16 protein-coding genes are annotated in these 16,643 nt (G+C 71.0%); 1 reads left to right on the top strand and 15 read right to left on the bottom strand.

The window, feature by feature from the left end; all coding sequences use genetic code 11:
• Window positions 1–50: 50 nt before the first annotated feature.
• From ACQEVZ_RS33615 to ACQEVZ_RS33650, 8 genes are read right to left on the bottom strand one after another with little or no spacing between them, the layout of a single operon-like run.
• Window positions 51–485, bottom strand: coding sequence for a cell envelope biogenesis protein TolA (locus tag ACQEVZ_RS33615; RefSeq protein ID WP_433373934.1), 435 nt, complete (start codon window positions 483–485; stop codon window positions 51–53).
• Window positions 485–1,801 (bottom strand): FliI/YscN family ATPase, encoded by a 1,317-nt coding sequence (locus tag ACQEVZ_RS33620; RefSeq protein WP_354891169.1) that lies wholly within the window; start codon window positions 1,799–1,801, stop codon window positions 485–487. The genes ACQEVZ_RS33615 and ACQEVZ_RS33620 overlap by 1 nt, the downstream gene beginning before the upstream one ends.
• Complete coding sequence (locus tag ACQEVZ_RS33625; protein WP_433373937.1) at window positions 1,798–2,598, bottom strand: FliH/SctL family protein; 801 nt, start codon at window positions 2,596–2,598, stop codon at window positions 1,798–1,800. Before ACQEVZ_RS33625 ends, ACQEVZ_RS33620 begins: the two co-directional genes overlap by 4 nt.
• Window positions 2,582–3,592, bottom strand: coding sequence for a flagellar motor switch protein FliG (gene fliG, locus ACQEVZ_RS33630; RefSeq protein WP_344515712.1), 1,011 nt, complete (start codon window positions 3,590–3,592; stop codon window positions 2,582–2,584). The genes ACQEVZ_RS33625 and fliG overlap by 17 nt, the downstream gene beginning before the upstream one ends.
• A gap of 16 nt (window positions 3,593–3,608) precedes the next feature.
• Window positions 3,609–5,225 (bottom strand): flagellar basal-body MS-ring/collar protein FliF, encoded by a 1,617-nt coding sequence (gene fliF, locus ACQEVZ_RS33635; protein WP_344515710.1) that lies wholly within the window; start codon window positions 5,223–5,225, stop codon window positions 3,609–3,611.
• Window positions 5,225–5,533 carry a flagellar hook-basal body complex protein FliE gene (gene fliE / locus ACQEVZ_RS33640; RefSeq protein ID WP_344515708.1) on the bottom strand — a complete coding sequence of 103 codons (309 nt, stop codon included), beginning with the start codon at window positions 5,531–5,533 and terminating at the stop codon, window positions 5,225–5,227. Before fliE ends, fliF begins: the two co-directional genes overlap by 1 nt.
• Before the next feature lie 2 nt (window positions 5,534–5,535).
• On the bottom strand, window positions 5,536–5,940 hold the full coding sequence (locus tag ACQEVZ_RS33645) for a flagellar basal body rod protein FlgC (protein ID WP_344515706.1): 405 nt from the start codon (window positions 5,938–5,940) through the stop codon (window positions 5,536–5,538).
• Window positions 5,941–5,942: 2 nt separating this feature from the next.
• On the bottom strand, window positions 5,943–6,284 hold the full coding sequence (locus tag ACQEVZ_RS33650) for a flagellar basal body rod protein FlgB (protein ID WP_344515704.1): 342 nt from the start codon (window positions 6,282–6,284) through the stop codon (window positions 5,943–5,945).
• A gap of 217 nt (window positions 6,285–6,501) precedes the next feature.
• Here ACQEVZ_RS33650 and ACQEVZ_RS33655 point away from each other — a divergent pair, with 217 nt between their 5' ends.
• Window positions 6,502–8,721: an MMPL family transporter gene (locus tag ACQEVZ_RS33655; protein WP_433373943.1), complete on the top strand. Its 2,220-nt coding sequence runs from the start codon at window positions 6,502–6,504 to the stop codon at window positions 8,719–8,721.
• A 307-nt stretch (window positions 8,722–9,028) separates the two neighbouring features.
• On the opposite strand, the gene ACQEVZ_RS33660 is transcribed toward ACQEVZ_RS33655, so the two are convergent.
• From ACQEVZ_RS33660 to ACQEVZ_RS33690, 7 genes are all read right to left on the bottom strand, one after another.
• Window positions 9,029–11,215, bottom strand: a complete 2,187-nt coding sequence (locus ACQEVZ_RS33660; RefSeq protein ID WP_433373946.1) for a glycosyltransferase — start codon at window positions 11,213–11,215, stop codon at window positions 9,029–9,031.
• Between the two features lie 72 nt (window positions 11,216–11,287).
• On the bottom strand, window positions 11,288–11,632 hold the full coding sequence (locus ACQEVZ_RS33665) for a hypothetical protein (RefSeq protein ID WP_433373950.1): 345 nt from the start codon (window positions 11,630–11,632) through the stop codon (window positions 11,288–11,290).
• Window positions 11,629–12,015, bottom strand: coding sequence for a flagellar export chaperone FliS (gene fliS, locus ACQEVZ_RS33670; RefSeq protein ID WP_433373953.1), 387 nt, complete (start codon window positions 12,013–12,015; stop codon window positions 11,629–11,631). The genes ACQEVZ_RS33665 and fliS overlap by 4 nt, the downstream gene beginning before the upstream one ends.
• Window positions 12,016–12,047: 32 nt before the next feature.
• Window positions 12,048–13,406 (bottom strand): flagellar filament capping protein FliD, encoded by a 1,359-nt coding sequence (gene fliD, locus ACQEVZ_RS33675; protein WP_360571433.1) that lies wholly within the window; start codon window positions 13,404–13,406, stop codon window positions 12,048–12,050.
• Between the two features lie 89 nt (window positions 13,407–13,495).
• A complete protein-coding gene (locus ACQEVZ_RS33680) occupies window positions 13,496–14,350 on the bottom strand; it encodes a flagellin (RefSeq protein ID WP_433373958.1) in 855 nt (284 codons plus the stop codon).
• Window positions 14,351–14,599: 249 nt separating this feature from the next.
• Window positions 14,600–15,454 (bottom strand): flagellin, encoded by an 855-nt coding sequence (locus tag ACQEVZ_RS33685; RefSeq protein WP_344515690.1) that lies wholly within the window; start codon window positions 15,452–15,454, stop codon window positions 14,600–14,602.
• A gap of 210 nt (window positions 15,455–15,664) precedes the next feature.
• Window positions 15,665–16,522, bottom strand: coding sequence for a flagellin (locus ACQEVZ_RS33690; RefSeq protein ID WP_433373963.1), 858 nt, complete (start codon window positions 16,520–16,522; stop codon window positions 15,665–15,667).
• Window positions 16,523–16,643 lie beyond the last annotated feature (121 nt).

A 16,643-nucleotide genomic window follows, 5' to 3' on the forward strand; every position in this document is an offset into this window, starting at 1 on the left:
CTGCGACCTGCAATGCTGATTCGCGGCTCCTCCGCTGCGCTCCGGCCCGCTCATGCGTCACCCCTGCGGTTGAAGGCGGCGGAGGTGGTGAGGTCGTCGACCGCCTTGGCCTCGATCGCGGCCGCCGTCCGCTTGCGGGTCAGGTCGTGCCGCTCCTGGAGCTTCTCGATCGTGCGGCGCTGCACGGCCGCGTCGGTGAGGTCGTCGAGCCGGTCCTGGACGGTCTGGTCGGCGAGCTCCGCCGCGCCGATCGCCGCCGCGAGGGCCGTCGCCGTCGCCTGCCGGGCCATGAGGTTCGCGGCGAACGCCGCCGACGTCGCCCCGTCCGGGACGCGCCGGCCGTCGAGGTCGCGCTCCCGGGCGTGCACCGCCCCGTGCGCCGCCGCGGCCTCGCCACGGGCCCGGACGACGGCCGCCTTCGCCGCGTCCTCCTGGGCCTTGCGGGCCCGCAGGACCGCACCGAGCCGGAAACCGTTCTTCGCCATCAGGAGTTCACCAGCGCATCCAGCATCGACCACGCCCGCGGAGCCGGGGTGGTGTCGTCCATGTCCTGTCGCAGGAAGTCGTTGATCTGCGGCCACAGCGCCCGGGCGCGGTCGGCGTCGGGGTTGGTGCCGCTCACGTACGCGCCGATCTCGACCAGCTCCCGCACGTCGCGGTGGGCGGCGAGCATCCGCCGCATGGCGGTGGCGTCGGCGCGCTGCTCGCGGGTGGTGACCGCGTTGGCGACCCGGGACACCGACTCCAGCACGTCGATGCTGGGGAAGTGCCCGGACGTGGCGAGCCGCCGGTCCAGGGTGATGTGCCCGTCGAGGATCGACCGGGCGGTGTCCGCGATCGGCTCGTTGTGGTCGTCGCCCTCGACGAGGACCGTGTACAGGCCGGTGATCGAGCCGACCGGCGCCGGGCCGGCCCGCTCCAGCAGGCGCGGCAGCAGCGCGAACACGCTCGGCGGGTAGCCGCGGGTAGCCGGCGGCTCGCCCGCCGACAGGCCGACCTCGCGCTGCGCCATCGCGGTGCGGGTGAGGCTGTCCATCAGCAGCAGCACGTCCTGGCCGCCGTCGCGGAAGTACTCGGCGATCCGCGTCGCGACGAAGCCGGCCCGCAGCCGCACCAGCGGCGGCTGGTCGGAGGTCGCGATCACCACGACGGACCGGGCGAGGCCCTCGGGCCCGAGGTCGTTCTCGATGAACTCGCGGACCTCGCGGCCCCGCTCGCCGACGAGGCCGATCACGGAGATCTCGGCGTCCGTACCGCGGGTGATCATGGACATGAGGCTGCTCTTGCCGACGCCGGAGCCGGCGAAGATGCCGATGCGCTGCCCGCGCCCGCACGGCACGAGCGTGTCCAGGGCGCGCACGCCGAGCGACAGCGGCTCCTGGACCCGGCCGCGGGCGAGGGCGTCGGGCGCGTCGTGCTCGACCGTGACCCGCTCCAGGCCGGTGAGCGCCGGCCCGCCGTCCATCGGGCGGCCGAGCCCGTCGAGGATGCGGCCGCGCAGCTGCGGGCCGACGGCGATCTGCAGCGGCGAGCCGGTGCTGCGCACGGGGCTGCCGGTGCCGACGCCGGTGAGCGCGCCGAGCGGCAGACAAGCGAGCCGGTCGCCGTCGATGGAGACGACCTCCGCGGGGACCGTCGGGCCGAGGCCGCCCGGGTCGCCGATCTCCACGAGGTCGCCCACGCGGCCGTCGACGCCGGCGACCGTGACCGACAGGCCAACGATCGACGTGACCCGGCCGCTGACGCGCGGGTTGGCGGCCTGGCGGGCGGCGGCGATGCGCTGCTGGAGCGACGACGTCACTGTTCGAGCACCTCCCGGACCCGGTCGAGCGCCGGCGCGAGCCGGGCGTCGACCGACGTGGCGTCGCACAGTGCGAGGGCGTCGCCCGGTCCGAGCGCCGGGTCGTCCACGAGGGACACCGTGCGGCCGTCCATGACCAGTTCCGTCTGTCCTATCGTCAACCGGTCCGCCGGGTTGAGCCTGACCGTCACCGGACGTGTCCCGGGCACGAGTGCGAGCGCCCGTGCGAGGGCCTCCCGGCCGGGCTCGGTCGCGGTCCGCAGCTCCCGGCCGAGGACCGCCTCGGCGAGCGCGAACGCAGTCGCCACGATCTGGTCCTCGATGTCCTGCGCGGCCGGCACCGCCCGGCGCTCCAGCGTGCCGGCGGCGGCGTCGATCGCCCGCAGGGCCGACTCGATGCGGCGGCGGTGCCCCTCGGCGGCCGCCGCGGCCTCGGCGGCGACCCTCGCGGCCTGCGCCTCGGCGCCGGTCTTCGCCTCCCGCATGCCCTGTGCCCACCCGGCGGCGTACCCGGCGGCCTCCGCCTCCTCGCGGACCCGCTCGACGAGCTCCGGCGGGAACGTCTCGCGCTCCCGGAGGTCGACGTCGAACCGGGCCTGCGGCGCGGCGCCGGCGCGGTCGTCGGTGAGGACGCTCTCGCCGTACTGGACGGTCGAGGGGGTCTCCGGCGGCGGGAACGCGCGGGTCGCGGGTGTCGGTGGCGGCGGGGGCGGTGGCGGGAACGCCGGGCGTGGCGTGCCCGCGCGCTTCTTCGCCGGCGGCGGGAAGGCGAGCGGATACTCAGCCGACGAACTCATCGTCGTCCCCTCGGCGGATCGTGATCTGGCCGGACTCCTCCAGGGTGCGGATCGCCTGGACGATCTTCGCCTGGGACTCCTCGACGGTGCGCAGGCGGACCGGGCCGAGCATCTCGATCTCGTCGGCGAGGTTCTCCGCGGCACGCTCGGAGAGGTTCTTCATGACCTTCTGGCGGACCTCCTCGCGGACGCCCTTGAGCGCGGTCGCGAGGTCGTTGGTCTCCACCTGGCGCAGCACCAGCTGGATGGAGCGGTCGTCGAGGGACACGATGTCCTCGAACATGAACATCTTCGAGCGGATCTCCTCCGCCAGCTCCGGGTTGCGCCCGGCGAGCCCTTCGAGGATCAGCCGCTCGGTGGCCCGGTCGGTCCGGTTGATGATCTCGACGAGCGGTTCGAGGCCGCCGACCGCGGACAGGTCGCTCGGCTGGAGCACCGAGGACATCTTGCGCTCCAGGGTCGCCTCCACCTTGCGGATGATCTCGGGGGAGGTGCGGTCCATGACGGCGATGCGGTGCGCGACGTCGGCCTGCAGCTCGGGGGCGAGCCCGCCGAGGATCTGCGACGCCTGGGTGGCGGTCATGTGGGCGAGGACCAGCGCGATCGTCTGCGGGTGCTCGTCCTGCAGGAACGACAGCAGCTGGCGCGGGTCGGCCTGGCCGAGGAAGCCGAACGGCACGTCCATGAAGACGGTGTTGAGCCGGCCGACGATCTCGCCGGCCCGCTCGCGGCCGAGCGACGCCTCCAGCAGGTCGCGGGCGAAGTCGAGGCCGCCCTGCCCCACGTACCGGTGGCCGGTCGCCATGTCGTGGAACTCCTCGAGCACCACGTCGGCGATGTCGCCCTCGACCTGCCCGAGCCGCATGATCTCGGCGGTGAGCTCCTCGACCTCGGCCTCGCGAAGATGCGCCATGATCTTCGCGGCATCCTCCTTGCCCATCTGGACAAGGAGGATGGCTGCTTTCCGCAGCCCCGTCATCTCCCCGGTCGTCATCGGTCAACCGGCCCGCTCAGCCGCGCCGGTCGGCGAGCCAGCCGCGCAGCAGCTGCGCGACCTCGTCGGGTTGCTTCTCGACCATCTGGGTGATGTCCCGGAAGCGCCCGTCGCGGTCGAACTCCTCGCCGGGCCCGCCGGCGCCCTCGAGCTCGTGGGCGCCGCCGATGCCGCCGTGACCCTCCAGGGCGAGCTTGGCGCGGGCCGCCTCGATCGCCGCCTGCATCTCCTCCAGAGCCGCGTTCTGCTGCTCGGTCAGCTGCACCTTCTCCCGCTTGCGCCGGCGGCGGTTGGAGATCGCCGCGAGGATCAGCAGGACCAGCAGGGCCAGGATGATCAGGCCCATCTGGATGTACTTCTGCTGCAGCTCGCTCTTCTCGGCCTTCGCGGCCTCCGCCTGCGCGTTCTGCTCGGCCGTGGCCTTGGTCGTGTCGAACGCCATCGAGCTGACCGCGATCTGGTCGCCGCGGGTCGCGTCGAGGCCGACGGCGGAGGAGACGAGCTGCTGCAGCTGCGCCTCGTCGACCTTCGCCACGGAGCTGTCGACGATGACGGCGACGGCGAGCTTGCGCACCGCGCCGGGCGCGGTCTTCTTCGTCTCGGTGACCATGCCGACGGCGTTGTTGCGGGTCTCGGTGGACTGCTGGTAGGTCCCGTCGCCGCCGGCGCCGGTGCCGTTGGGGACCTGGATGTTGTCCGGGCCGAGGACGCCGCCGACCGGGGTGCCGTTGCCGCCCGTGTACTGCTCGGACGACTTGGACTCCGACAGCGGCGGCACGGCCGGGTCCGCGACGTACTTCTGCGTCTTGGTCTCGGTCGCGTCGAAGTCGAGGTCGGCGGTCACCTGCACGACGGAGTGCCCCGGCCCGACGACGGTGTCGAGCATGTTCTGCAGCGCGCTGTTGAGCCGCTGCTCGAAGGCGGTCGTCTGGCCGGACTGCCCGTCGGGGGCGGACCCCGGGCCGTCGCCGGCGCTGGACAGGACCTTGCCGTTGGCGCCGACGACCGTGACCGCGTCCGGTTCGAGCCCCTCGACGCTGGAGGACACCAGGTGCACGATCGACGTGACGGCGCCGCCCGGCAGCGGTTTCGTGCCGGTGTCGACGAGCACCGACGCGGTCGGCGCGACCTGGTCGTCGGTGAAGACGTCCTTCTGCGGGATGGCGAGGTGCACGGTGGCCTTGTTGACGCCGTTGATCGCCTCGATCGTCTTGCCGAGCTCGCCCTCCAGGGCCCGCCGGTAGGTGACCTGCTGCATGAACTCGCTGGTCATGATGCCCTGCTTGTCCAGCAGCGAGTAGCCGGCGTCGCCCGCGGCGGGCAGGCCGGCCCCGCTCATCGAGATCCGCAGGCTGTACACCTGGTCGCTGGGCACGTTGATGGTGCTGCCGCCGTCGGACAGCGTGTAGGTGACGCCGTCGGCGTTGAGCTTGTCGACGATCGCGCTCGCGTCGGTGGCGGCCAGGTTCGAGAACAGCGGCGCCATGGTCGGTTTGCCGGCCCAGGTCGCGAAGAAGTACCCGCCGATCGCCAGGGCGAGCACGGCGACGATCGTGACCGCCCGCTGCCCGGGGGTGAAGGCCTTCCAGCCGTCGGTCCCCCGCCGCATGAGGGCGGTGAGCCGGTCACGCATCAGGCCTGCATCCTCATGATCTCGTTGAAGGACTCAAGGGCCCGGTTGCGCACGGCGACGGTGAGGCTGGTCGCGAGGTTCGCCTCGGTCGCGGCGATCATGTAGTCGTGCACGTCGGTCAGGCTGCCGGTGGCGGCCTGCACGGCGAGGTGGTCGGCGTTGTCCTGCACCTGCTGCAGCCGCTGGAGGCCCTGCGTGACCATGGCGCCGAAGTCGGTGCCGGACGACGACGGGGCGCTCGAGTCGGACGCGGAGATCGGCGGGAGCGCGGGAAGGGCACTGACGGCCCCGACGGCGTCGATGGTCATGTTCAGCCCTTCCCGATCTGGATCGCGGCCTGGTAGGCGTCCTTCGCCCGGTCGACCACCGTGAGGTTCGCCTGGTAGGCGCGCTGCGCCATGATCATCTGTGTCATCTGCGAGCCGAGGTCGATGTCGGGGTACTTGACGTAGCCCTCACGGTCGGCGAGGGGGTTCTCCGGCTCGTACACCAGACGCCCCTTCGGATCGCCCAGCGCGGTGCCGGCCACGACCGCGCCGCCTTCCCCGGTGCCGTAGTCGACGGCGCGGGCCTGCACGTAGCGGGCGCGGAACACCTGGCCCGACGTCGACTGCGCGTCGTTCATGTTGGCGACGTTGTCGGCGACCGCGTCCAGCCACTTGCGGTAGACGGTGACGCCCGTGCCGGCGATGCCGATGGCGCTGAAGATGGTCATCGTCAGCCCCTGATCGCGGTCCGCAGGAGGCCGAACTTGTCGTCCACGCCGCGCAGCATCGTCTGGTACCGCAGACCGGTGTCGATGTTGGAGAGGACCTCGTGGTCGAGGTTGACGTTGTTGCCGTCCTCGCGGGTCGGCTCCAGCGACCGGGCCACGGCGATCGTCGTGTCCTGCGGCCGGCCGGCCTCGACGGCGGTGCGCAGGGAGTCCTCGAAGGACACCCGCCCGGCGAGGAAGCCGGGCGTCTCGATGTTGGCGATGTTGTCGGCGATCACCCGCTGCCGTTTCGCCAGCCCCGTCAGGGCGCTGTGCAGGGTGACCGACGTGACGTCTTCGAACACGGCTGGGACGCTCCCGTCCACCGAAAAACGGCTTGTTGCGGTGTGTCGCCGGTCCCTGGCACCTGGAGTGAGCGATCCTTGCTCATTGGAGCCATCGGCGCTCGTCGGCCCGGGTTGAGGAAATCAGCCTCGGGGAAAACCCCCAATGCCCGAATCCGGGTGCGGGTCGGGTGCAGCCCGGATGTTCGCGGGGCGCGGAATCCATAGCGTCTCTTGCGTGGAGAAGAGACCAGTTACCGTACGGGTGGCGCGCTGGAGCGCGGAGCACCCTTGGCGCGCAATCGCTCTGTGGGTCGTGTTCGTCGCTGTCTGCTTCATCGGCGGGAACATGGCTGGCACCGTCGAGGCGAGCAACTCCGACCAGGCCATCGGCGAGTCCGGCCGGGCCGAGGTCATCGTCGACGAGGGCCACTTCGACAACCCGGCGACGGAGAGCGTCCTCATCACCCCGCTGTCCGGCGCCCTGGACCGGTCCGCCGCGGACAAGGCCGCCGCCGACGTGGCGACCGCGATGAAGGCGCTGCCCGAGGTCGCCTCGGTGAGCGACCCGCTGCCCTCCCACGACGGCGGCGCGCTGCTGGTCCGGGTCACCATGAGCGGCGACCCCGAGACCGCCCAGGACCGCGTCGGCAAGCTGCGCGACGCCACCGCCGGCGTGCAGCGCGCCCACCCCGGGCTGCGGGTCGAGGAGACCGGCGGCGAGTCCATCGGCCAGGCCATGGACGACACGCTCGGCAAGGACTTCCAGCGGGCCGAGTTCCTCAGCCTGCCGGTGACGTTCGCGATCCTCATCGTCGCGTTCGGCGCGCTCATCGCCGCCGGCGTGCCGGTGCTGCTGGCGCTGTCGTCGGTCGCGGCCGCGCTCGGCCTCTCGACGCTCGCCTCGCACCTGGTGCCGTCGACCGACACCACCGCCAGCGTCATCCTGCTCATCGGCATGGCCGTCGGCGTCGACTACTCCCTGTTCTACCTGCGCCGGGAGCGCGAGGAACGGGCGAAGGGCCGCAAGCACCTCGACGCCGTCGAGATCGCGGCCGAGACGTCCGGGCACGCGGTCGTCGTCTCCGGCGTCGCCGTCACGATCGCGATGGCGGGCCTGTTCCTCGCCGGTGACGTGGTCTTCTCGTCCCTCGCCGTCGGCTCGATCCTGGTCGTGCTCGTCTCCGTGATCGGCTCGCTGACCGTCCTGCCGGCGCTGCTGTCGAAGCTCGGCCGCTGGATCGACCGGCCCCGCGTCCCGGTGCTGTGGCGCCTCACCCGGCCCCGCGCCGAGGGCGAGGGCCAGTCGAAGGTCTGGAGCTTCATCCTCCGGCCCGCCCTGCGCCGCCCGGTGGCCACGCTGGCGATCTCGGTCCTGGCGCTGCTGGCGCTCGCCGCGCCGGCGCTGAGCATGCGGCTGAGCTTCCCCGGCATGGAGGACCTGCCGCGCACCACGCCCGCCATGCAGGCCTACGACCGGCTCGTGAAGGCGTACCCCAGCAACGGCACCGTGCACACCGTCGCCGTCCGCGTCCCGGCCGGCCAGCTCGACGCCACGAAGGCCGCGCTGACCGAGCTGGCGAAGGCGGCCGCCGCCGACCCGCTGTTCGCGCCCTTGGATGAGGCGCCCGACGTCGAGGTGTCCGCCGACGGCAAGGTCGCCGTGCTCGACGTCGCCACCCCGTTCGCCGGCCGCTCCGAGCAGGCGAAGGAGTCCCTCGACAAGCTGCGGGAGGTCATGGTCCCGCAGACCGTCGGCAAGGTGCCGGGCGTGAAGGCGGGCTCGGACGCCGCCGTCGGCGGGTTCGTCGGCGCCGACGTCGACTACGCCGACCACGTCAAGCACAAGCTGCCGCTGGTCGTCGGGTTCGTGCTGGTGCTGACGTTCCTGGTGATGGCCTTCACGTTCCGCTCGGTGGTCGTCGCGGTAACCTCGATCGCGCTCAACCTGCTCTCCGCCGGCGCGTCCTACGGCCTGGTCGTCCTGATCTTCCAGGGCACCTGGGCGGAGGGCATCCTGGGCTTCACGTCCATGGACGCGGTCGTGTCGTGGCTGCCGCTGTTCCTCTTCGTGGTGCTGTTCGGCCTGTCGATGGACTACCACGTCTTCGTCGTCAGCCGCATCCGCGAGGCGGTCAAGCAGGGCATGCCGACCCGCGAGGCGGTGGCGCACGGCATCACGGGCTCCGCTGGCGTGGTCACCAGCGCGGCGATCGTGATGGTGGCGGTGTTCTCCATCTTCGCGACGCTGAGCACCATCGACATGAAGCAGCTCGGCGTCGGCCTCGCCGCCGCGATCCTGCTCGACGCGACGATCATCCGCGCGGTCGTCCTGCCCTCGCTGATGACCCTGCTCGGCAACGCCAACTGGTGGGCGCCGCGCTTCATGCGCCCCCGTGAGGCGCCGCGGCCGCCCGCCCCGGTGATCGAGGGCGAGCTGGTCGGCGCGGGCCGCTGACCCCGCAGCCACGCAAAGGCCGGCACCGTCCCACAAGGGGCGGTGCCGGCCGCTTTTCCGCCGCTTCGGTTCCGCGCACGCCGCTTCGGTGCCGCGGACACTGCTTCGGTGCCGCGGACACTGCTTCGGTGCCGCGGACACTGCTTCGGTTATGTCGACTCGCTCCGCTCACCGACATAACCGAAATGTCGGACATGTTCGCGCAGCGGACATGTCCGGGGAGGTTGACCGTCCGGCCGTTCGAGGTGCCGGCATGTCGGCCTTGCTGCGCGTTGGCGGCTGCGTGCCGGTGCTCAGTCAGCGGTGTTCAGGCGTCGGCGAGCTCGATGGAGTCGGACACCTTCGGGGCGAGGATGCGCATCTCCTCCAGGACCGGGGCGCTCTGGTCGTCGGGCACCGCCGCGAGGGCCTCGTTCAGCAGCGGCAGCGCGGCCTCGTCGTGGAACATCTCCAGGGCGATCGCCGCCGCCAGGGTCCGCTCCCGTGGCGTGCGCCGCGAGTTGCCGGACAGGGCGAGCAGCGTGCAGCGCTCCGCGAACCCGTGCTGCCGCAGCCGCGCCGACCACTCCATCGCCCGGATCAGCGGGACCAGACGGCCGACCCGGGCCGCGACGGTCAGCACCGTCGGCTCGCCGGGGTACCGGCGCCACAACGCTTCCAGCAGCTCGTCGGCGGCCTCCGGCGGCGCCTCCGCGATGCCGAAGAGCAGCCCGCGCACCCCTTCGCGGGGCAGCAGCTCGGCGACCTCCGCGAGACTGCCGTCCGCGGCGCCCAGCACCTGCGCCATCCGGGCGACCGGCACCGGCACCCGCCCCTCCCGCAGCGACCGCCGCAGCTGCTCCGCCGCCTCCTGGTTCCGGTCCAGCCGGCTGAGCGCGTCGATGTGCAGCCCGGCGAAGCGGCCCTTGCCGACGCCGTACAGCAGGTCGTTCATGCCCGACTCCGGCAGCGCCGCGACGATCTCCAGGGCCCGCTCGTAGTCGCCCTCGGCGAAGCGCAGCTTGACCTCGTGCTCGTCGACGGTGAACGCGGTGCTGGCGATCCTGCGCAGCTCCTCGATGGTCTCGTTCGCCTCGGTCAGGCGCTTCAGGGCGAGGTACGCGTCGGCGAGGATCTTGAGGAACAGGACCCGGTGGCTGTTCTCCTTCGCCTGCTCCAGGCCGCGGCGGGACGTCTCGATGGCCTCCTCGATGTGCCCGGAGCCGATCTGGGCGCGGGCGAGGTTGCCGATGGCGGTGATCCCGCTGACGTCCTCCGCGGCGAGCTCCGCCAGCCGCAGGTTGCGCTCGGCCTTGCTCTTCACCGTCCTGCGCAGCGCGGTGTAGCCGACGTGGGTGAGCACCGCCGTGGTCAGCTGCGGGCCGACCATGGCGGTCCCGGTGACCCGGTCGACGACCTGTTCGTGCAGCCGCCCGTACAGGCGCGACGGCGACCTGCGGAAGAGCCGGGGGAAGTAGATGGTGCTGTGCCCGGAGCCGCCCTCGTGGCCCTCCTGGTTGTCGATGGTGACGAAGAAGGCACGGGCGTCGCCACCGGCGGCGACGGCCGCCCGCACCGCCTTCGCGTCGCCGGTGAAGATCTCGTCGGCGTCGACCCACAGCGCCCACGTGCCGCGGCAGTGCTCCAGGCAGCGGTTGCGGGCGTCGCCGAAGTGCTCGTTCCAGTACCCCTCGACGACCCGGGCGCCGTGGGCGCGGGCGATCGCGACCGTGTCGTCGGTCGAGCCGGTGTCGTAGACGACGATCTCGTCGACCAGGTCGCGCAGCGCGTCCAGGGACCGGGCCAGCACGTCGGCCTCGTCCTTCACGATGAGCGCCGCGCTGATCAGCGGTGCGCCGGGCTCGTCGGTGAACTCGCCGCGCAGCCCGCAGTCCGTCGACGCCACGTGCGCCACCAGCGCCGCGTGCGCCACGGTGACGCGTCCCTGCACCGCGAGCCCGTCCCAGGGCAGGTCGGCGGTCGGCCCGCCGGCGATCGCGAGCGCGTCGCGGCGGATCGCCACGCACACGGGCCCGAGCCGGTTCACGTCGCTGAACTCGCCGCGGTGGTCCTGCCGCCACTGCCTGGCGAACGCCTTGAACGCCGCCGCGCTGGCCATCGCCTCCTTCGGCAGCTCGGCCTGCTGGGGGCCGAAGCTGTTGTGGCAGCGCGGGCCGGTGGCGACCACGGACGGGTCGCCGAAGGGCTCCAGGACGGGGTCGAGCCAGTGCGCGGACAGCACGACGTCACCGTCGACGAGGATGATGATCGGGTGGCGGGTCGCGTCGACGCCGGCGGCCCACCGCTCGGCGGCCCCTGCCCCGGCGGGCGACTCGATCACCTTCAGCCACTGCTCGCCGCGCAGCTCGGCGCGCAGGTCGGCGCGGTCCGACGGCAGCACGCAGACCACCTCGTCGCGCAGGCCGAGGGAGGCGCGCAGCGACAGCAGGCAGGCGTGGAAGTCGTCAGCGCTGCCCCCAGCGGCGACGATCACGGACACCGGGATGTGGGTCATGCCGGTGTCATCGGCAGTTTCGGGCGCATTCGCAGTGCTTTTCGGTTGCGGGCGCTTTCTGCCCCGGATCCTTCAGGTGCGGTTGTCCACGTAGACGGGCACGGTCTCGGCCGCCTCGCGGTGCAGCCGGTTGACCAGCCGCGCCTGCTGGCGGTTGCCGGCGATCGCGATCGTCAGCTCCCTGGAGAGGTCGAGCTGCCGTTGTACGAGCCGCCGCGCCCGGTCCGCGAGCGCGATCGGCAGCGGGCCGAGCCCTTCCGGCGGGCTGAACGTCACCGCCGTCACCGGTGCGGCCTCCAGCACGTCGCGGTGCCGCAGCATCTGCTCGACCTCGTCGGCCTCGAGCTCCATCGCGTCGAGCGCCGCGACCCACGCCTCGTCCCACTCGCCGCTGGCCTCGCCCTGGGGCGTGGTCACGGCCCGGACCCGATCACCTGCGCGGCCGCCTCCCGCCATGCGTCGCGCAACTGCTCGGCGAAGCTCTGCACGGCCTCGACCCTGCCCCGGTCACCGGTGACGTTGGCCTGGACCAGCTCGGTGATCAGGTAGCTGTACAGCGAGGAGAGGCCCGGCCCTCCGCTCCACGCGGTGGGGTCCAGCGTCGCCCGCAGCTCCATGATGATCTCCTGGGCGTGCTGGATCCGCGCCGACGCCGTCGGCTTGTCGCCCGTCTCCAGCGACTGGCCGGCGATCATCAGGTCGAGCACCAGCCGGTCGTACAGCATGACGAGCAGCCGGGACGGGGGCGCCGTCGCGACGCTGTCGCTGACGTAGCGGTTGCGCAGGGCTTGTGTGGTCATTCGATCTCCAGTGGCCTGAGGGGGAGCAGGGCCTAACCGAGCGAGGCGAGCTGGCCGGACAGCCAGCTGCCCTGGTTCTTCAGCTTGCCGAGCGCGGTCTCCATGGCGCCGAACTGCTTCTGCAGCGTCGCCTGCCGCGCCTGCAGCCGGACGTCCCAGTCGTCGACGCGGTGGTTGAGGTCCGTGATCGCGTCGTTGCCACTGGTGATCAGCCGGGACAGCGTGCCGGTGTTGGTCTGGGTGGCCGTGTCCGCCACGCCGGACAGCTTGTCGGCGAGGCCCGTCTTCAGGGTGACGTCCGTCTGGGCGGTGTCGATGAAGAGCGCCTGCGTCTTCTCCGGGTCGGCGTCGAGCGCCGCGATGAACTTCGCCTTGTCGAACGTGAGCTGGCCGTCGCGGGTCAGCTCGATGCCGACGTCCTTGTAGCTGCCGTTGCTGGCGGTGCCGCCGGAGACGGTGTTGAGCACGTTGCTGGCGACCTGCGACATGATGCTGTTGCCGGCGAGCGGGCCGCCGGGGACCGAGCCGCTCTTGTTCTTGGTCTGGCTGGAGATCTCCGACAGCGCCTGGTTCGCCGCGTCGATCATGGCCTGGACCTTGCCGGCGATGCCCTCGTTGTCGCGGGAGACGGTGACGGTCACCGGCGGGTCGGTCGGCTGCTGCACCTTCGTGGCGGTGACGGTCAGGCCGTCCATCAGGTCCTTGAACGTGTTCGTCGACGACGTCACCTTCAGCGGGGTGGCCGGGTCGCCGACGAGCAGCTCGGCGTCCGCGCCCGTGGAGACGATCTGCTCGGCGCCGAGGGTGAAGGGGTTGCCGCCGCTGGTGAAGTCGAAGGTCGAGGCGGAGCCGGTCGTGGTCGACGTGAGCTGCATCGTGTACTGGCCGGGGGAGACCTGGAACGCGGTGGCCTTCACGCCGAGGTCGGCGGTCTTGTTGATGGCGTCGACGACACCCTTGAGCGACGTGTCGGTGACGTTGACCGTCTTCGGCGTGCCGTTGACGTCGATCTGGAACGACGAGCCGCTCATGATCGTGTCGGTGGTCGCGCCGACCGTGCCGTTGAAGACGACGGCGTGGGCGGCGGCCAGCTTGTTCACGCGGAAGGACAGCGCACCGCTCTGCGCGCCGGTCGACGTCGTGGTCGCGGTGGCGGCGTCCGAGCTCGACGTGGCGACGCCGCCCTTCCAGGCGGTGGGGTCCACCAGCGCCTTGGACGCGGTGAGCAGGGCCTTCATCTTGGTGTTGATGCCCTGGTACGCGGTGACGACCTTCTGCTGCGTGGCCACCTTGGCCTTGAGGGCGGTCTGTGGGGCGGCCTCGACCTGCATCAGCCCGCTGATGACCGACGAGGTGCTCATGCCCGAGATCAGGCCGTCGACGCTACCCATGGTGGAACCCCCTAGAAGAACTGCAGAAGAACTGCGAAACACGCGTGCGGGGAGGAAACCTCGGTCCCCTCCCCGCCTTACGAGCGCTGTCAGCGCAACAGCGACAGCACGTTCTGCGGCGCCTGGTTGGCCTGGGCCAGCATGCTGGTGCCGGCCTGCGTCAGGATCTGCGATCTCGTGAACGAGACCATCTCCTGGGCCATGTCCGTGTCACGGATCCGGGACTCGGACGCGGACAGGTTCTCCACGGCGACGTTCAGGTTGTTGATGGTGTGCTCGAACCGGTTCTGGTACGCACCGAGCGTCGCCCGGGCGGTCGACACGCCCTTGATGGCCGTGTCGATCGCGGTGATCGCCGCGGAGGCGTTGGTCACCAGGTCCAGCGCGTCGGTCCCCAGGCCGGTCGAGTCGAAGCCGGTCACCGCGACCCCGCCGAAGGCGGCGGTGCCGAGACTGACCGCGATCTGGTCCGCGGACGCGGTGTTGGCGCCCACCTGGAAGGTGCCCACGTAGCTGCTCGACGGGTCGAGCAACTTCTGCCCGCCGAAGGCCGTGGTGGTCGCGATCCGGTTCAGCTCCTCGTTCAGCTGCGTGAACTCGGTCTGCGCGGCGGTCCGCGCGTCGGAGTCCTGCGAACCGGTCGAGGAAGCCTGCACGGACAGGTCGCGCATGCGCTGCAGGATGGAGTGCGTCTCGGTGAGCGCGCCTTCAGCGGTCTGCACGACCGAGATACCGTCCTGCGCGTTGCGGACCGCGACCTTCAGGCCGCCGATCTGCGAGCGCAGGCCTTCGCTGATGGAGAGGCCGGCCGCGTCGTCGGCGGCCCGGTTGATCCGGAAGCCGGACGACAGCTTCTCCAGCGACTTGCTCATCTGGTTGTCGGTCACCGACAGGTTCCGGTAGGAGTTCTGCGCGGCGATGTTGTTGTTGATCCTGAGACCCATGACAGTTCCTCCTTGAGCTCGGTCCGGCCCTCCGTGGCCTGTTCACGGGGCAGATCGGCCGAGCCCGGGAGGAGTTGAGAAGAAAGGCTTGAGTGCGCCGCGCAGCGGCGCATGGGGGGCCGCGGGGTGGGAACCCCCCGCGCGGGACCCGCCGCTCGCGGTGGGGCGGCTGGAGACTGGCAGGGCACGGCGCCCTGGGTGGGTGCCGTGCCCTGTCATGCCCTCGTCAGGCCATCGACTCCAGCTCCTCTAGCGCAGCAGGGAGAGGACGTTCTGCGGCGCCTGGTTGGCCTGGGCCAGCATGCTCGTGCCGGCCTGGGTCAGGATCTGCGAGCGGGTGAACGACACCATCTCGGAGGCCATGTCCGTGTCCCGGATGCGCGACTCCGAGGCGGACAGGTTCTCCACGGCTGTGTTCAGGTTGTTGATGGTGTGCTCGAACCGGTTCTGGTATGCACCGAGCGTGGCCCGAGCGGTCGAAATACCCTTGATCGCCGTGTCGATCGCGGTGATGGCCGCCGACGCTCCCGTCACGAGGTCGAGCGAGTCGACCCCGAGGCCGGTCGAGTCGAAGCCGGTCACGGCGACCCCACCGAAGGCGGCGGTGCCGAGGTTGACCGCGATCTGATCGGCGGACGCCGTGTTGGCGCCGACCTGGAAAGTACCCGTGTAGCTTGCCGTCGGGTCGAGCAGCTTCTGCCCGCCGAACGACGTGGTGGTCGCGATCCGGTCCAGCTCAGCGTTCAGCTGAGTGAACTCGGTCTGCGCGGCCGTGCGCGCATCGGTGTCCTGCGAACCCGTGGACGACGCCTGAACGGAGAGGTCACGCATACGCTGCAGGATCGAGTGCGTCTCGGTGAGAGCACCTTCAGCGGTCTGCACGACCGAGATGCCGTCCTGCGCGTTGCGCACCGCGACCTTCAGGCCGCCGATCTGGGACCGAAGACCCTCGCTGATCGAGAGACCTGCCGCGTCGTCGGCGGCACGGTTGATCCGGTAACCCGACGACAGCCTCTCCAGCGACTTGCTCATCTGGCCGTCCGTGACCGACAGGTTACGGTAGGCGTTCTGAGCAGCGATGTTGTTGTTGATGCGAAGACCCATGAAGTTCCTCCTTGAATCGGGTCACTGGCCGGGCCATCCGTGGCCCGGTCGTTCTCAACATCGGCACCCGGTCGTGCCGCATAAGGGTTCTGGGCAGCAATTTCCCGGGAAAAACAGCGGCGGCGCCCCCGTGGGTGGGGGCGCCGCCGTGTGTCATCGACTGAGGAGGATGGTGCGTGTGTGTGTTGCTCGTGTGGTTGGGGGGATCTGTTAACGCAGCAGGGACAGGACGTTCTGCGGCGCCTGGTTCGCCTGGGCCAGCATGCTGGTGCCGGCCTGGGTCAGGATCTGCGAGCGGGTGAAGGACACCATCTCCTGGGCCATGTCCGTGTCGCGGATGCGGGACTCGGACGCGGACAGGTTCTCCACGGTGGTGTTGAGGTTGTTGATGGTGTGCTCGAACCGGTTCTGGTACGCACCGAGCGTGGCCCGGGCGGTCGAGATGCCCTTGATCGCGGTGTCGATCGCGGTGATGGCGGCCGAGGCGCCGGTCACCAGGTCGAGGCTGGCGGTGCCGAGGCCGGTCGAGTCGAAGCCGGTGACGCCGGTGACGCTGCCGAAGGCGGCGGTGCCGAGGTTCACGGCGATGGAGTCCGCCGTCGACGTGTTGGCGCCGACCTGGAAGGTGCCCGTGTAGGCGCCCGACGGGTCGAGCAGCTTCTGGCCACCGAAGGACGTGGTGGTGGAGATGCGGTCGAGCTCGGCGTTCAGCTGCGTGAACTCGGTCTGCGCCGCGGTACGGGCGTCGGTGTCCTGCGAACCCGTGGACGACGCCTGAACGGAGAGGTCACGCATGCGCTGCAGGATCGAGTGCGTCTCGGTGAGCGCGCCTTCAGCGGTCTGCACGACCGAGATGCCGTCCTGCGCGTTGCGGACCGCGACCTTCAGACCGCCGATCTGGGACCGGAGACCCTCGCTGATGGAGAGGCCGGCCGCGTCGTCCGCGGCGCGGTTGATCCGGTAACCGGACGACAGGCGCTCCAGCGACTTGCTCATCTGGCTGTCGGTCGTCGACAGGTTCCGGTAGGCGTTCTGCGCGGCGATGTTGTTGTTGATACGAAGACCCATGGTGATTCCTCCTTGATCCGGGCCGTGCTGCGCGAGCCGTCCTTGGCTCGCTCGCCGATGACATCGGCGTCAGCGTCCGGGGCATGAGGAATCTGCCGAGGAAATATTCCGCAACTCAACT

This window comes from Dactylosporangium sp. CA-152071 (assembly GCF_050936335.1).
GTDB lineage: Bacteria > Actinomycetota > Actinomycetes > Mycobacteriales > Micromonosporaceae > Dactylosporangium > Dactylosporangium maewongense.

What these genes read in the sequence shown, in the direction of transcription:
- ACQEVZ_RS33615 (WP_433373934.1), bottom strand. Translation starts at nt 485, where the DNA reads ATGGCGAAGAACGGTTTCCGGCTCGGTGCGGTCCTGCGGGCCCGCAAG.
- ACQEVZ_RS33625 (WP_433373937.1), bottom strand. Translation starts at nt 2,598, where the DNA reads ATGAGTTCGTCGGCTGAGTATCCGCTCGCCTTCCCGCCGCCGGCGAAG.
- fliG (WP_344515712.1), bottom strand. Translation starts at nt 3,592, where the DNA reads ATGACGACCGGGGAGATGACGGGGCTGCGGAAAGCAGCCATCCTCCTT.
- fliF (WP_344515710.1), bottom strand. Translation starts at nt 5,225, where the DNA reads ATGCGTGACCGGCTCACCGCCCTCATGCGGCGGGGGACCGACGGCTGG.
- fliE (WP_344515708.1), bottom strand. Translation starts at nt 5,533, where the DNA reads ATGACCATCGACGCCGTCGGGGCCGTCAGTGCCCTTCCCGCGCTCCCG.
- ACQEVZ_RS33645 (WP_344515706.1), bottom strand. Translation starts at nt 5,940, where the DNA reads ATGACCATCTTCAGCGCCATCGGCATCGCCGGCACGGGCGTCACCGTC.
- ACQEVZ_RS33660 (WP_433373946.1), bottom strand. Translation starts at nt 11,215, where the DNA reads ATGACCCACATCCCGGTGTCCGTGATCGTCGCCGCTGGGGGCAGCGCT.
- fliS (WP_433373953.1), bottom strand. Translation starts at nt 12,015, where the DNA reads ATGACCACACAAGCCCTGCGCAACCGCTACGTCAGCGACAGCGTCGCG.
- fliD (WP_360571433.1), bottom strand. Translation starts at nt 13,406, where the DNA reads ATGGGTAGCGTCGACGGCCTGATCTCGGGCATGAGCACCTCGTCGGTC.
- ACQEVZ_RS33680 (WP_433373958.1), bottom strand. Translation starts at nt 14,350, where the DNA reads ATGGGTCTCAGGATCAACAACAACATCGCCGCGCAGAACTCCTACCGG.
- ACQEVZ_RS33685 (WP_344515690.1), bottom strand. Translation starts at nt 15,454, where the DNA reads ATGGGTCTTCGCATCAACAACAACATCGCTGCTCAGAACGCCTACCGT.
- ACQEVZ_RS33690 (WP_433373963.1), bottom strand. Translation starts at nt 16,522, where the DNA reads ATGGGTCTTCGTATCAACAACAACATCGCCGCGCAGAACGCCTACCGG.